The 14,740-nt window shown below is 45.0% G+C and carries 12 protein-coding genes and 2 riboswitches; of the genes, 10 read left to right on the top strand and 2 right to left on the bottom strand.

Features of this window, described 5'->3' with window-relative positions; translation table 11 throughout:
• Positions 1-272: 272 nt before the first annotated feature.
• Positions 273-336, top strand: a riboswitch (Fluoride riboswitch).
• Positions 337-419: 83 nt separating this feature from the next.
• The 7 genes from ACQEXS_RS18340 to thiH all read left to right on the top strand — a co-directional run bounded on the left by ACQEXS_RS18340 (position 420) and on the right by thiH (position 8,455).
• The gene (locus ACQEXS_RS18340; protein WP_427014781.1) at positions 420-1,790 is read left to right on the top strand and encodes a voltage-gated chloride channel family protein; all 1,371 of its coding nucleotides are present in this window, start codon (positions 420-422) and stop codon (positions 1,788-1,790) included.
• Positions 1,791-1,880: 90 nt separating this feature from the next.
• Positions 1,881-1,979: riboswitch (TPP riboswitch) on the top strand.
• 132 nt (positions 1,980-2,111) lie between these two features.
• Positions 2,112-4,052, top strand: coding sequence for a phosphomethylpyrimidine synthase ThiC (thiC, locus tag ACQEXS_RS18335; protein WP_427014780.1), 1,941 nt, complete (start codon positions 2,112-2,114; stop codon positions 4,050-4,052).
• Positions 4,052-5,467, top strand: a complete 1,416-nt coding sequence (locus ACQEXS_RS18330; protein ID WP_427014779.1) for a thiamine phosphate synthase — start codon at positions 4,052-4,054, stop codon at positions 5,465-5,467. Before thiC ends, ACQEXS_RS18330 begins: the two co-directional genes overlap by 1 nt.
• Complete coding sequence (locus ACQEXS_RS18325; RefSeq protein ID WP_427014778.1) at positions 5,454-6,227, top strand: HesA/MoeB/ThiF family protein; 774 nt, start codon at positions 5,454-5,456, stop codon at positions 6,225-6,227. Before ACQEXS_RS18330 ends, ACQEXS_RS18325 begins: the two co-directional genes overlap by 14 nt.
• Before the next feature lie 38 nt (positions 6,228-6,265).
• Positions 6,266-6,520: a sulfur carrier protein ThiS gene (gene thiS / locus ACQEXS_RS18320; protein WP_005378804.1), complete on the top strand. Its 255-nt coding sequence runs from the start codon at positions 6,266-6,268 to the stop codon at positions 6,518-6,520.
• A gap of 5 nt (positions 6,521-6,525) precedes the next feature.
• Positions 6,526-7,293 carry a thiazole synthase gene (locus ACQEXS_RS18315; protein ID WP_255985487.1) on the top strand — a complete coding sequence of 256 codons (768 nt, stop codon included), beginning with the start codon at positions 6,526-6,528 and terminating at the stop codon, positions 7,291-7,293.
• A 34-nt stretch (positions 7,294-7,327) separates the two neighbouring features.
• Positions 7,328-8,455 carry a 2-iminoacetate synthase ThiH gene (gene thiH, locus ACQEXS_RS18310; protein ID WP_427014777.1) on the top strand — a complete coding sequence of 376 codons (1,128 nt, stop codon included), beginning with the start codon at positions 7,328-7,330 and terminating at the stop codon, positions 8,453-8,455.
• A 163-nt stretch (positions 8,456-8,618) separates the two neighbouring features.
• On the opposite strand, the gene ACQEXS_RS18305 is transcribed toward thiH, so the two are convergent.
• Positions 8,619-10,409 carry an aminopeptidase P family protein gene (locus ACQEXS_RS18305; RefSeq protein ID WP_427014776.1) on the bottom strand — a complete coding sequence of 597 codons (1,791 nt, stop codon included), beginning with the start codon at positions 10,407-10,409 and terminating at the stop codon, positions 8,619-8,621.
• An 89-nt stretch (positions 10,410-10,498) separates the two neighbouring features.
• Complete coding sequence (locus tag ACQEXS_RS18300; RefSeq protein WP_427014775.1) at positions 10,499-11,449, bottom strand: LysR family transcriptional regulator; 951 nt, start codon at positions 11,447-11,449, stop codon at positions 10,499-10,501.
• A 167-nt stretch (positions 11,450-11,616) separates the two neighbouring features.
• Between ACQEXS_RS18300 and ACQEXS_RS18295 the strand changes: the two genes are divergently transcribed.
• From ACQEXS_RS18295 to ACQEXS_RS18285, 3 genes are all read left to right on the top strand, one after another.
• The gene (locus ACQEXS_RS18295) at positions 11,617-12,093 is read left to right on the top strand and encodes a hypothetical protein (RefSeq protein WP_427014774.1); all 477 of its coding nucleotides are present in this window, start codon (positions 11,617-11,619) and stop codon (positions 12,091-12,093) included.
• A gap of 66 nt (positions 12,094-12,159) precedes the next feature.
• Positions 12,160-13,320, top strand: a complete 1,161-nt coding sequence (locus ACQEXS_RS18290) for an iron-containing alcohol dehydrogenase (protein ID WP_427014773.1) — start codon at positions 12,160-12,162, stop codon at positions 13,318-13,320.
• A 186-nt stretch (positions 13,321-13,506) separates the two neighbouring features.
• Positions 13,507-14,706: a multidrug effflux MFS transporter gene (locus ACQEXS_RS18285; RefSeq protein ID WP_427014772.1), complete on the top strand. Its 1,200-nt coding sequence runs from the start codon at positions 13,507-13,509 to the stop codon at positions 14,704-14,706.
• Positions 14,707-14,740 lie beyond the last annotated feature (34 nt).

Genomic DNA, 14,740 nt, shown 5'->3' with positions numbered 1-14,740 from the left:
GGGGTGTAGCTCCAATTGGCAGAGCAGCGGATTCCAAATCCGCGTGTTGGGAGTTCGAATCTCTCCACCCCTGCCATCTTAAGGCGCTAGTCGAAAGACTAGCGCCTTTTTCTTTTTGAATAATAAAGACTTCAGAATAACCTTGAAAATACACAAAAGTGACAGATGTAACTTTTGCAAAAATGTATAGTTATAACGGCATTACTCTTAAGGTTTTCAAAACAATTATTGAGATATTTTTCTAACAAGAGTAGCATGGCCACACTAACTTGATGTTAGTGGGTGATGGAGTTCCACCTTTAACCGCTCGGAAGAGATAATGACTCCTGCTGTAGTAGGGTAGATCTATCTATGGTGGGGAGAAATTGTCTATCATTGTGACTATCCTGATTTTTCCCCTTAAATTAAGATAGTTGAGTATGTCTCATCCATTAAGTGCTAATCCCAAAATTTTTCTCCAGATCCTACGTTGGACTGCATTAATCACTCCCGTTGCAATCATTGTTGGGGCTCTCAATGCCTTTTTTCTCTGGCTATTAAGTTATGCGACAGATGTTCGTAACGGCAATATGTGGTTGATCTACTTCTTACCATTAGCCGGTGTGGTTATTGTTTATTGTTATCGAAACCTCGGTAAGAATTCCGAGGGTGGCAATAATCTCATTATGGATGAAATTCACGAGCCAGGTGCTGGTATTCCTACCCGTATGGGGCCATTAGTTCTGCTAACTACTGTGATTACTCATTTGTTTGGTGGTTCAGCTGGTCGAGAAGGGACAGCAGTACAAATTGGGGGAGCCGCTACGCACGCTTTAGCGCGCTTCTTTAAGTTAAATGAGGCAGATACCCGTCTTATTTTGATTGCAGGTGTTGCTGCTGGTTTTGGAGCGGTATTTGGTACCCCTTTAACTGGAGCCATCTTTGCCTTAGAAGTTATAGCGATTGGTCGCCTTCGTTATGACGCTATTGTTCCTGCACTTTTCGCTGCGATACTTGCGGATTTTGTTTGTTCATCATTGGGTGCACATCACACTCATTATCGTATCGACTTTCTTGAGAATATAACGGTGTTGCAGCATGCGGTTAAGGTAGATCTATGGCTTTGTGCAAAAATCCTACTCGCTTCAATTGCTTTTGGTTTAGCTGGCTATCTATTTGGTGAACTGACTCATGCGTTCAAAGATATCTTTAAAGCAACACTAAAGAACCCATACTTAATTGTTGTTACCGGAGGCTTAATAGTTGTTGCTATCGTTAAGATCACTGGTAATTACGATTACATTGGGCTTGGTGTTTACTCTAATCAGGAAGGGGGAGTTAGCATATTAAGTGCTTTCCAAGAAGGTGGCGCAGAGTGGTATAGCTGGCTTGCAAAATTATTACTGACAGCTATTACGTTATCTGCTGGATTTAAAGGTGGTGAAGTAACACCTCTATTTTTTGTTGGAGCAACATTGGGGAATACTCTCGCTTGGGTTATGGGTGCTCCTATTGATTTGTTTGCTGCGTTAGGTTTTCTTGCTGTATTTGCTGCTGCCACTAATACTCCTTTAGCTTGCACGATTATGGGTATTGAATTATTTGGAGCTGATCATATGTTGTATTTTGCAATTGCTTGTTATACCGCTTATTACTTTAGCGGCCATACAGGAATTTACTCTTCACAACGTATTGCAGTTCCCAAGTTGTTTGATTTAGGTGGCCAACCTCATCATTCAGGGAAGCTTGGGGAGCTTAGAGAAACACACTCTTCGTTATTAAAAGCAATGGTGAAGAAGTTTTCAAAGTAAAAAGAAGCCGCTATGGAGCGGCTTTTTTTATGAGACTTAATTATTTTGTTAAGTACTTGTTGTAGAGCTGCAACACCTCTATACTTTCAAACTAACTTGTCGGAGTGCCATAAGGCTGAGACCGTTAATTCGGGATCCGTTGAACCTGATCAGATTAATATCTGCGAAGGGAACAAGAGAAGGGAACACTGCTCATCTACCTGTGTTCTATCTATGATCAAAACAGTTTGGTTTAGTTAACTAAAGCTATTTTTGATACCTCTTGTCGCATCTATCCGCCAAGCATTTTTATCCATAAATACATAAATTAGGAAAAATGCTATGTCGAGTCGCAAGCAAGCGAGACTGGAAGCAAAACAGTTCATTGATACACTCTCGGTACAACCGTACCCAAATTCAAGCAAAGTCTACGTCGAGGGTTCACGTCCCGATATTCGTGTGCCAATGCGTGAAATATCACTCGCTGATAGCCTTATTGGAGGTACAAAAGAAGCGCCTATTTTCGAGCCTAATGAGCCAGTACGCGTTTACGATACCTCGGGTGTATACACAGACCCAAATCACACCATAGACCTTTACAGTGGCTTACCTAAACTGAGAGAAGGGTGGATTGACGAGCGTGCCGATACTGAACTACTCGATGAGGTAAGCTCGGTGTACACCAAAGAGCGCTTAGAAGACGAAACGCTAGATGAGCTTCGTTATGGCAATCTACCACGTATTCGACGTGCTAAAGATGGGCAGTGCGTGACTCAATTGCACTATGCTCGCAAAGGTATAATCACCCCAGAAATGGAATACATCGCCCTGCGTGAAAATATGGGGCGTGCTCAATACCGCGATGAAGTGCTGAATCAACAGCATCCGGGTCAAAGCTTCGGAGCGAATCTTCCAAAAGACATTACCGCCGAGTTTGTGCGTAAAGAAGTCGCCGAAGGTCGCGCGATTATCCCTTCCAATATCAACCACCCAGAATCCGAACCAATGATCATTGGACGTAACTTTTTGGTCAAAGTGAACGCCAACATCGGTAACTCATCGGTCACTTCTTCGATTGAAGAAGAAGTAGAGAAACTAGTGTGGGCAACGCGCTGGGGTGGAGATACCGTTATGGATCTCTCTACTGGACGTAATATTCACGAAACTCGCGAGTGGATTCTACGTAACAGTCCAGTTCCGATCGGTACCGTACCAATGTATCAAGCGCTTGAGAAAGTGAATGGTGTGGCGGAAAACCTTAACTGGGAAGTGATGCGCGATACTCTGATCGAGCAAGCAGAGCAGGGTGTTGATTACTTCACCATCCATGCCGGTTTACTACTGCGCTATGTACCGATGACAGCAAAACGCGTTACTGGCATTGTTTCTCGTGGTGGTTCTATCATCGCGAAATGGTGTTTAGCGCATCACCAAGAAAGCTTCTTATATACCCACTTCCGAGAGATCTGTGAAATCTGTGCTAAGTACGATGTCGCACTATCTCTCGGCGATGGTCTGCGTCCTGGTTCGGTTGCAGATGCTAACGATGAAGCGCAATTTGCAGAGCTTCGTACCCTTGGTGAGTTAACCAAGATTGCGTGGGAATACGACGTACAGGTGATTATCGAAGGTCCTGGTCATGTTCCAATGCATATGATCAAAGAGAACATGGAAGAGCAGTTAGAGCACTGCCATGAAGCTCCTTTCTACACCCTTGGTCCACTGACGACAGACGTCGCTCCTGGTTATGACCATATTACGTCAGGCATTGGCGCTGCCATGATTGGTTGGTATGGCTGTGCAATGCTTTGCTACGTAACTCCTAAAGAGCATCTTGGCTTACCAAACAAAGAAGATGTAAAGGTAGGTATGATCACTTACAAGCTTGCTGCGCACGCCGCTGATTTGGCGAAAGGACACCCTGGTGCACAAGTTCGTGATAACGCGCTTTCTAAGGCTCGCTTCGAGTTCCGCTGGGAAGACCAATTTAACTTGTCGCTCGACCCCGATACCGCTCGTGCCTTCCATGATGAAACCTTGCCTCAAGAGTCTGGAAAAGTTGCTCACTTCTGTTCGATGTGCGGACCAAAGTTCTGCTCCATGAAGATTTCGCAAGAAGTCCGAGAATATGCGAAAGACACTAAGCAAGTTGCTGCGGACCAAGCTATCTCAATCAAAATGCTAGATGATCCTCTTGAGGGGATGCGTCAGAAATCGCAAGAATTTAGAGACACAGGTTCTGAGCTATACCACCCAGCAGCACATGCCGAGGTGAGTGACTGATGAGCAAAATCCTTATTCCGTCATCATTGATTGAACTAACAGGTTTAGTTCAACAATGTTTGTTGTTGGCGAAAGAACAGGGTTTTAGCATCGAAGACGTTGAGTTGGGTGTGAGCCCAACTCAATCTATTCAGCTTGTTCGCAACCAACAGACCACACGCATAACGACAGATCTTATTGATGGTTATGACTCCGAGCATGAGAGTTCATTTGTGCTCTACTACCGCTCTGCTTTATCGGTAGAAGCGTGTGCTAAGCAACCGTCGAAAGCGATTTATATTGGCATTGCTGATACGCAGGTATCCGATGAAAAAGATAAAGTGCTTCAGTTTGATATCTGGCGTCACCCCATTAACAACGAAGTGAGAGCGCTTTCCGTTAAGTCCAAATGCAACGCAATGTTCGACCCCGAACATCACCTTGCTTGGATTGTAACGCTGACAGTCCTCGATCTTCCTATCGAAGATGCGTTAACACTTGCTCGAGGAATGCTAACTCAACAAGCGAATGTTTCACGTGAAACACTGTTGAATGACAACCTTGACGAGGGAAGATCTACTCAGTGGGCTGACCAATTTGATGATTTCCCCACACCTGTACTGGAGGATAACCGACTCGATATTCAAGTTGGTTGGTCTGCACAAGGGGAGTGCGTTAGCTTTCCAACTCTAACCAAGCAAAGTCTTGGGCTCTACCCAGTCGTTGATGATGTTGCTTGGATTGAGCGTTTACTGTCACTAGGCATCAACACTATTCAACTGCGAATCAAGAACCCACAACAAGCCGATTTAGAACAACAGATCATTCGAGCAATTGAGCTAGGTCGTCAGTATCAAGCACAAGTGTTCATCAATGACTATTGGCAGTTGGCAATCAAGCATGGCGCTTATGGTGTTCACCTAGGACAAGAAGACATAGAAGAATCGAATTTAGCTCAGCTAACTAAAGCGGGTATTCGTCTTGGTCTTTCTACTCATGGTTACTATGAGCTACTGCGCATCGTACAAATTCATCCTAGCTACATCGCACTAGGGCATATTTTCCCAACCACCACAAAACAGATGCCATCGAAACCACAAGGTTTGGTGCGCTTGGCTCTGTATCAAAAGCTGATTGATAGCATTCCTTATACAAATACAGAGGCTGCTTTCCGTCCTTCAAAAGACAAAGAAGTTAGTGGTTATGTACGAGGCTTTCCGACGGTCGCGATTGGTGGCATTGACCAATCTAATGCAGACCAAGTTTGGCAAACAGGTGTTTCTAGTTTGGCAGTTGTGCGAGCTATTACGTTGGCAGAATCACCTCAGTCCGTCATCGAGTTCTTCGCAAAACTGATGAAGGAAAGACAGCTAACGTTTACTGATCAGAATAGTGAATTGGCGCATAACAAGAGAGGCGAGCATGCTCACGGATAAGCAGTTTCTTCGCTATCAGCGCCAAGTCGCTCTGCCTGAAATTGCCGAAATTGGGCAAGAACGTTTGAGCAAATCTCATGTGCTGATCATCGGTTGTGGTGGGTTAGGGAGCGCAGCGAGTTTGTACTTGGCATCAGCGGGTGTTGGTAAATTGGTTGTGGTCGATGACGATGAAGTTGATAGCAGTAACCTGCAACGCCAGATCATTTATCGCGAACAAGACCTCCAAGTTGCGAAAACAAAAGCGGCTGTAAAGCAACTGACTGACCTTAATTCTATGGTTCAAATTCGTGCTCTCAATAAGCGATTGGACAAAGCACAGCTTCAGCTTGAGGTGATGCTAGCGGATGTGGTGCTCGACTGCACCGATAACATGCCAACGCGCCAACTAATTAACCAAGTTTGTTTCGAGCAAAATACGCCGCTCATCTCGGCGGCAGCAATTGGTTGGCAAGGGCAATTCGCTGTCTTTGATTACCAAACACCAAGTGAACAAGAAGCGCAGAGTAAAGCCTGTTACCGCTGTTTGTATCCGTTTGACGAATTACCCCAAACGCAAAAGTGCAGTGAGAGCGGTGTCGTCGGTCCGGTGGTGGGCACACTTGGCAACTACCAAGCGATTGCGGCAATTCAAAAACTGGCGACGGGAAAGTTTCATGTCGAGACGGCCAAGTTACACCTGTTCGATGGATTGAAGCTGCAATGGCAAACCATGGCGATAAGCAAAGACAAACAGTGCCAAGTGTGTGCTCAGATTTAGTTTACGAGTAATGGGCAGAATTAAGAGAGTTGGAAGCAATGACGTTATCAGAACAACAAACAACACAAATGACAGCTGCTGACTTAGATGTGATCACTATTGTCATTAATGACCAGTCACATCAAGTTGCCAGTGAGTCAAATCTACAGCAAATCATTAGTCAATTTGCGCTGCCTGAAATGGGCTGTGTTTTTGCAATTAATAACAATGTTGTGCCGCGCAGTGAGTGGGCTAGCACAGTTCTTTCACAGGGAGATAGCATCTCTTTGTTTCAAGCGATCGCAGGGGGTTAACGTCGATGCTTAAAATTGGTGATAAACAATTCGAATCAAGACTGTTCACGGGAACAGGGAAGTTTGCCAACAGCCGATTAATGGCAGAAGCGATTCAAGTATCGGGTTCTCAACTTGCGACCATGGCGTTGAAGCGTGTGGATGTGAACGACCAACAAGACGATATTTTGCTGCCGTTAGTACAAGCGGGGGTGAACTTATTGCCGAACACCTCGGGTGCAAAGAATGCTAAAGATGCTGTGTTTGCTGCACGACTGGCGCGAGAAGCGTTGGGCACTAACTGGCTAAAACTGGAAATTCATCCAGACCCGAAGTACTTGATGCCTGATCCAATTGAGACACTAGCAGCCGCTGAACAACTGGTTCGTGAAGGCTTCATTGTTCTTCCTTACTGTCATGCTGACCCGGTTCTATGTAAACGATTGGAAGAAGTGGGTTGTGCTGCAGTCATGCCATTAGGTGCGCCGATCGGTTCTAACAAAGGGATAGTTTCTCACGACTTCTTAGAGATCATCATCGACCAAGCAAATGTTCCTGTGGTTGTTGATGCGGGTATCGGCGCACCTTCACATGCCGCGCGTGCTATGGAAATGGGCGCGGATGCCGTGCTTGTTAATACCGCGATTGCAGCTTCGAGCGATCCCGTTGCGATGGCGAAGGCATTTAAGTTGGCGGTAGAGTCGGGACGTATGGCTTATGAAGCCGGACTTGCTGGTAAGGTTTCTCATGCGGTTGCGTCGAGTCCACTGACGTCATTCCTAGATGAGCTTTAGTCCTAGATTGGTTTAGCTATTAAGCGAGGAAAACATGAGCTTCGTTGAACAATTTAAGCAGCTGAATTGGGATGACATTTCGATGTCGATCTACGCGAAAACGGCACAAGATGTTGAGCGAGCATTGAATAAACCCAAGCGTGATTTGGAAGATTTTAAAGCGCTAATTTCACCAGCGGCTGAAGCATACTTAGAGCAAATGGCGCAGTTGTCATACTCGGCAACGCGCAAGCGTTTTGGTAATACCATGTCGCTTTATATTCCATTGTACCTTTCTAACTTGTGCGCCAACGCTTGTACTTATTGTGGCTTCTCAATGGAGAATAGAATCAAGCGTCGTACTTTGAATAGGGACGAAGTGGCTGCAGAAGTTGAAGCCATTAAACGCATGAAGTTCGATAGCGTATTGCTGGTGACTGGCGAACACGAAACTAAAGTAGGCATGAAATACTTTCGCGAAATGGTGCCGATAATTAAGCAACGCTTTAACTATTTAGCGATGGAAGTGCAGCCGCTAGATCAAGACGAATACGCAGAGCTCAAGACATTGGGTTTGGATGCGGTGATGGTCTATCAAGAAACGTATCATCCATCGACTTATGCTGAGCACCATTTGCGTGGCAATAAAATGGATTTCGAATACCGATTGGATACACCAGACCGTCTTGCAAAGGCGGGCATCGATAAGATCGGTATTGGCGCATTGATAGGGTTGGAAGAGTGGCGAACAGATTGTTTTTATGTGGCAGCGCACTTGGACTATCTAGAGCGCACGTATTGGCAGACTCGTTACTCAATTTCTTTCCCACGTTTACGTCCTTGTAAGGGGGCCAGTTCTTTAAACGGAACGCAGCCAAAATCAGTCATGACGGATAAGCAGCTTGTGCAGTTGATTTGCGCTTATCGCTTGTTGAATCCAGAAGTGGAGTTGTCATTATCGACTCGTGAATCACCGAAGTTCAGAGACAATGCATTACCGTTAGGTATCACCAGTATGTCTGCTGCATCGAAAACTCAGCCGGGCGGGTATGCGATGGATGATGTTGAACTCGAGCAGTTTGAGATCAGCGATGAGCGAAGTGCTGGTTCTGTGGAAGATATGATTCGAGCCAAAGGCTTTGACCCTGTATGGCGAGATTGGCACTCGGCGTATTCTGGTTAAGTAGCAAAGAAAGCCACTGATCATCGTTATGTTTCACGTGAAACATAGGCAAAAAAAGAGGGTTGATGCAAAACATCAACCCTCTACTTTTTTCTAGCTTCTAGCTTCTAGCTTCTAGCTTCTAGCTTCTAGCTTCTAGCTTCTAGCTTCTAGCTTCTAGCTTCTAGCTGTGTGCTACAGGTAGTGTTGCTTGACGAAGCCACTCTTTCACATCACCTTCAACTAGCGGGCTGATCTCATCCCATACTTTCTGATGGTAATCATTCAGCCAAGCAAGTTCTGGACGAGTTAGCATATCAACGTTGATGTTGCGCTTGTCGATTGGGCATCGTGTTAGCGACTCAAATGATAGAACAGGGAAGTCACCGTTAGTCGGGGTTTCAACAACAAGCTCTAGGTTCTCGATACGGATACCAAACGCATCTGCACGGTAGTAACCTGGCTCGTTGGATAGCACCATACCTTCTGTTAGAGGTACGTCGATTTGCTTCTTCGAAATGCTCGCTGGACCTTCATGCACACTTAGGAAGTGACCAACACCGTGACCAGTACCGTGATCGTAATCGTAGCCTTCCGCCCATAGATGCTGACGAGCTAGCGTATCGATTTGGTAACCACGTGTGCCTTTCGGGAAACGTGCACGAGCAACACCGATGTGACCTTTTAGCGCAAGAGTGAATTGTTTAATCATCTCTTGTGAAGGCTGACCGATCGCAATAGTACGTGTGATGTCTGTAGTACCATCTAGGTACTGACCGCCTGAATCTACTAGGTAAAGTGTGTTCAGTTCTAGCTTGCCAGGTTCAGGTTGGTTTTCATGGTTGTAGTGACACATCGCCGCATTTTCGCCAGCTGCTGAAATGGTATCGAAGCTTAGATCTTTCAAGGTTGGATCTTCACGGCGAAACACCTCTAGCTTATCAGCAAGGGTCGCTTCATCATACAGATTACCTGCTGCGACCTCAGTATCTAGCCAAGATAGGAACTTGCTCATCGCCACACCATCACGGATATGACATGCTTTCATGCCTGCGATTTCAATTGCGTTCTTCGCTGCTTTTGGCATCAAGCATGGATCGGCTTTACTCACCACTGATGCGCCGGCATTTTGTAGAACTAACTTAAACCATGCGTTACTTGTCGCAGGGTCAACCAGTACATTCTTGCCAGTTAGGGTTTCTAGTCGCGCTTGCAGTGCTTCTGGGAGATGAACCGTTACGCCCGCACCAACGTGAGCGTCAAACTCTGCAGGTAGGCGAGCTGGATCTAGGAAGTATTCCACGCTTGAATCTGAGTGCAGAATCGCGTGAGAAAGCAAAACCGGTAGGCGAGATACATCAAGACCACGAACGTTGAGCAACCAACAGATAGAATCAAGTGCTGTGATCACTGCGCTGTCTGCGCCGGCTTTTTTCACGAGCTCTGCGATTTCTTGGCGTTTGCTTTCGCTTGATTGACCTGCAGCCTCAGTTTGCATAAGGAAAACATCAGAAACGATTGGTGCTGGGCGATCATGCCAAAGCTCATCAATTGGATTGCTGTTGAGAATCTTAAGCTCAAGTGCGCCAGCAAGTTTTGCTTGTGCCATGTCTAGCCAAGCAGAGTTGTGCATGCGTGGGTCGATTGCTACAGACGCACCATTTGCAAGATGGTCTTTAATCCAATCTAGTACAGGCTCTTCAATCAGGTGACGGTATTCGAATAGATCTGCAGGAACCTGCTTAGTTACTTGTACCGTGTAGCGACCATCAACAAAGATAGCGGCTTTGTCTTTGGTGATCACTGTAGCACCAGCAGAACCGGTAAACCCAGTTAGCCAATGTAAACGCTCGTTATGCGCAGGTACATATTCACCCAAATATTCGTCTTCATGAGGGACAAGCAGGGCATCGATATCATGCTGTGCAAGCCATTGGCGAATATCTAACAATCGTTGTTCTGTTACGGTTGGCATCTGTTCATCCTTCAATGTTATCAAGTGTCCGTTCATTTGGCGGACAATGGCAATAAGCTACTCTTTTTGCTTTGTGGCTGCAAACGATCTCACGTAGGTTTGATTTTATGATTGATGTAATCGTGAATGATCTGGCGAATCCAAACCAGAGCCGGGTCATTTTCACGTTCTTGATGCCAAAATAGGGTGTAGGCCATTGGTGGAAACTCTAGTGGCAATGGCAATACTGCCAGATTGAGCTGTTTCGATGTGAGGTTAACGAAATGGCTTGGGGCTGTAAAAATAAAATCGGTGTAGGAGCACAAACTTGCTGCGCTGTTAAAGTCAGGAACCGTAATTGCGATATCACGTTCTTTGCCAATATCAGCGAGGCGATAATCCAATAGCCAACGATCGTTCCCATCACAACGTACCTGAACATGCCTTTGCTCAAGGTACTTGTCTAAGTCCCATGATTTAGAAAGTACAGGGTGATCTTTGCGTAGTAAACACATAGGACTATCTCGATAGATTTCCTGCTCACAGACATTATTTGGTGGCAACATGGTGAGCTTGGCATCATTGATATCGATATCCTTCCCGGTAATACCAAAATCGATTTCACCACGTTGAATCTGCTTAAATGTTTGATCAGACCAAGCGTGAGTACTGATGGTGACCCCCGGTGCTTGTTTAAATACCTCGGGTAAGAAATGCGGCATGATTAAAGGGTAAACACTTTCAACTGCTGCAATTTGGAACCGATAGTCGCTCGTGGCTGGCGAAAACTGTTCAGGGTGCGTTAATAGTTCTAGCTGTTTTATTAGTGCATCAAGTTTGGGTTTAAGAAACAAAGCTTTTGGCGTCGGCGTAATGCCATGAGCGTTGCGAATAAAAAGAGGGTCATCAAACTGAATACGAAGTTTTGAGAGAGCTTTACTGACTGCTGACTGGCTTAAACATAGTTTCGACGCTGTTTTCGTAACACTTTTTTCTTCAATAAGCACCTTAAGGCAGACCATTAGGTTCAAATCCATTCTTGCTAGCTTTTCTATGCTCATACGAATTTCCAAAATCGAATATCAAAAATGACTATACGTCATTAGTAATTTTATAAATATCCTGCAAGGTTTAGATGTGATGACTATGAAGACGACTTACCACGGTCATTAAAGGTGAAGGTGGTAATTATTGAACCAACACATTGACTAGATTAAAAGGACTTAACGTGAGAGACAATATTGAAGTTGTGAAAGATGCAATTGAGTTAGTTAAACCATCAATAGATAGGCTTTTTCGAAGAACATTTCAACCTCAGTTGCATATTGTGGTAATGGATCCAAGAGTCAAGCCTTGGGAGGCTGATTTTGAAGATGCAATACTGTATCAGGAGTCTATAGGTACTCCTGCTGAATGGAAGGCGCCTTTTGACCAATTTGCGCGAAAGAAGGCCAAATTAGCTTGGCGTAACTCGGTATCCGACATCTCTTTTCAGCAAATGCATCCGTCGGCGTTAGATGACGATGATATGTTGTTTTATGGCTCGTTTGTACATGGCAATACCGTTGTCGCGGCAAGTGGTGTTGAACCATGGTACGACATGCTGGTCAGTGGTTGGGTTGCTCTTGCATTTGAGCAGCTATGTATCAATGACTATCAACGCTTAAAATTTCAATCACCTCTGCAAGATCTAAGAAAGCCGTAAAGCGGTCTCACGGCAGTTAAGAATAAATACATAGTCGCAGTAGATTTCACTATTTGAGGAACAGCAATGGAAAACTTTGATTTCTATAACCCAACACGGATTATATTTGGAGAGGGTCGATTAGACGAACTCAATACGTTAGTACCGCAAGATGCAAAGGTAATGATCACCTATGGTGGTCAAAGCGCCGTTAAATTTGGAACCATCGACAAAGTAAAAGCGGCCCTTGGAAAAAGAAACATCATTGAATTTGGTGGTATTGGTGCAAATCCGGCGTATGAAACACTAGAGCAGGGAGTGCAACTCGCTAAACAAGAAGGTGTGGGCTTTTTACTCGCTGTTGGTGGCGGCTCTGTTATGGATGGGACCAAGTTTATTGCGCTGGCTATGAACCATGAAGGCGATGACTATCAAGCGCTGTTGTTTAACGGGTTTACACCCGCTCCGGTCGAGCAAGCGACAAAGGTTGGCTGTGTCGTTACACTACCCGCGACAGGTTCAGAGGCTAATCCTGCTGGGGTTATAACCTACCAAGCGCAGAAATATGTCTTTATGTCACCACTGGTTTTTCCGGCATTTTCCTTTTTGGATCCCACATTGACGTTGACGCTAAGTACACAACAAGTGGCTGATGGTGTTGCTGATGCTTTTGTTCACGTGATAGAGCAATACCTGACGTATCCATGCGGTGCTGCCGTTCAGGACAGAATGGCGGAAGGATTACTACTTAACTTGATTGATATTGGTGCCATCACTGTCCACGATAATACAAACATCGAAGCAAGAAAGAATTTCGTTTGGGCCGCAACCAATGCGCTAAATGGTTTAATCGGTGTTGGTGTGCCTCAAGACTGGTCGACACATATGATTGGCCATGAACTGACATGTTTACATGGCATCGCGCATGGTAGGACTTTGGCGATAGTACTTCCTCACTTACTTCGGGTGAGAAAGGAACACAAACGTGAAAAACTCATTCAATATGCGGAACGCGTCTGGGGCTTATATGAAGGAAGCGAAGATGCGCGCATTGACTTAGCGATAGATAAGACCGAGGACTTTTTCAATTCGCTAGGGATACAAACTCAATTGTCTTATTACGACATTGATGCGAGTGTTATTGAAAAAGTCACCTCAAACCTTGAGAAAATCGGTGCGACACAACTGTCTGAAACTGGAACCTTAACGTTGGAAGACGTTAAAAAAATCTTAACCTCAGCACTCTAGCGTGATCGGCAATTAAGTTCTTTGCTATTTAAACCTTCAAACTATTCAAGAAGGTTTAAATAGCCCTCTATCCAAACCTACATTTATCATTTCTTAATTTGGAATATCATGAAATGAAATGATGTCATTAGGTATCATCCAACACTGACGTTAAGATAGCGGCAAGTTATGTAATTCGGTGTTGTTATGGAAGTTAAGTCTACCACTTCAGTCAGTTTTTTCTCTCTTTCTCTTATTACGATGTTGGTGTTATTCAGCCCGCTGGCGATCGATATTTATTTGCCTGCGCTACCGCTGATCTCGGGAGAGTTTCACGTGGAACATGCACTTGCTCAGGACACCATCACATGGTTTTTATTTGCAATGGGTATCGGTCAGTTGTTTGCTGGTCCCCTTGCAGATAAATACGGACGTCGAACTGTTGCATTGACAGGTATTGGTATCTACGGTTTGAGTGCTTTATTGGCGTGGAGTGCTCAAAACATTGAGTGGATGTTAATGGCTCGCTTGCTACAAGGCTTAGGTGCATGCGCAACATCTGTAGCGGCCTTTGCAACAGTTCGCGATATTTACGGACCAGAAAAAAGCGGCAAAATGATCAGCTACCTAAATGGCGCTATTTGTTTTATTCCTGCGCTGGCTCCAATTTTAGGTAGTTGGTTAACTCAGCAATTTGGCTGGCGATCGAATTTCAGCTTTATGGCTGGTTTTGCCATTCTTGTTGGTACGTTGATGCTGGTAGGGTTTAAAGATACCAACCCTGAAAAAGCAAAAACCCCCGTATTTAAACTTGAGCGCTACCTTGATGTTCTGAAAACACCAACGTTTATCTTTCATGCCACGCTGTGCATGTTAGGCATGGCAGTTATATTGGCGTACGTTACGTCTGCACCCGTTGTACTAATGGAAAATCTAGGCTTAACGATGAACCAATTTACGTTTTGGTTTGGTATTAATGCTGCGATAAATATTGTGGCATGCATGAGTGCACCAAAATTCATGGATCGCTTTGGTACTCACTTAACGTTGCGTGTTGGGCTTTGCATGTTGCTAATGGCGGGGGCGACTATGCTCACACTGGCACAGGTTCAAGCTGCTTGGGCGTTTATGGCACCGATCTTTATCTCTTCAATTGGTTTTGCTTGGATAATGGGAGCGGCAGCAGGGAAAGCATTAGCGCCATTTGGTGACAAAGCAGGGACTGCAGCAGCTTTGTTGGGATTATTTCAAATGAGTGGTGCAGGCCTTGTTGTGGGAACAATGCAACGTTTTGGCTTTGAGCCTCAACTTATGATCTCATTACAGATGTTTATGGTTGCTCCCGGCTTGATAATTCTTGCCACAAAGGCAGGGCGAGCGTGGCATGAAGTGAAGGTGTCTTACTGATTACGGTGTTTGCCAAATAGTAAAATCGGTGTAT

The organism is Vibrio sp. TRT 17S01 (genome assembly GCF_050113695.1).
Taxonomy (GTDB): domain Bacteria; phylum Pseudomonadota; class Gammaproteobacteria; order Enterobacterales; family Vibrionaceae; genus Vibrio.
Note: the sequence above shows the minus strand (reverse complement) of the source record. Positions and strands in the feature narration are given on the sequence as shown.

Bases quoted from the DNA above. Each gene is read 5' to 3' on its own strand.
- ACQEXS_RS18340 (WP_427014781.1), top strand. From the start codon at position 420: ATGTCTCATCCATTAAGTGCTAATCCCAAAATTTTTCTCCAGATCCTA.
- thiC (WP_427014780.1), top strand. From the start codon at position 2,112: ATGTCGAGTCGCAAGCAAGCGAGACTGGAAGCAAAACAGTTCATTGAT.
- ACQEXS_RS18330 (WP_427014779.1), top strand. From the start codon at position 4,052: ATGAGCAAAATCCTTATTCCGTCATCATTGATTGAACTAACAGGTTTA.
- ACQEXS_RS18325 (WP_427014778.1), top strand. From the start codon at position 5,454: ATGCTCACGGATAAGCAGTTTCTTCGCTATCAGCGCCAAGTCGCTCTG.
- thiS (WP_005378804.1), top strand. From the start codon at position 6,266: ATGACGTTATCAGAACAACAAACAACACAAATGACAGCTGCTGACTTA.
- ACQEXS_RS18315 (WP_255985487.1), top strand. From the start codon at position 6,526: ATGCTTAAAATTGGTGATAAACAATTCGAATCAAGACTGTTCACGGGA.
- thiH (WP_427014777.1), top strand. From the start codon at position 7,328: ATGAGCTTCGTTGAACAATTTAAGCAGCTGAATTGGGATGACATTTCG.
- ACQEXS_RS18305 (WP_427014776.1), bottom strand. From the start codon at position 10,409: ATGCCAACCGTAACAGAACAACGATTGTTAGATATTCGCCAATGGCTT.
- ACQEXS_RS18300 (WP_427014775.1), bottom strand. From the start codon at position 11,449: ATGAGCATAGAAAAGCTAGCAAGAATGGATTTGAACCTAATGGTCTGC.
- ACQEXS_RS18290 (WP_427014773.1), top strand. From the start codon at position 12,160: ATGGAAAACTTTGATTTCTATAACCCAACACGGATTATATTTGGAGAG.
- ACQEXS_RS18285 (WP_427014772.1), top strand. From the start codon at position 13,507: ATGGAAGTTAAGTCTACCACTTCAGTCAGTTTTTTCTCTCTTTCTCTT.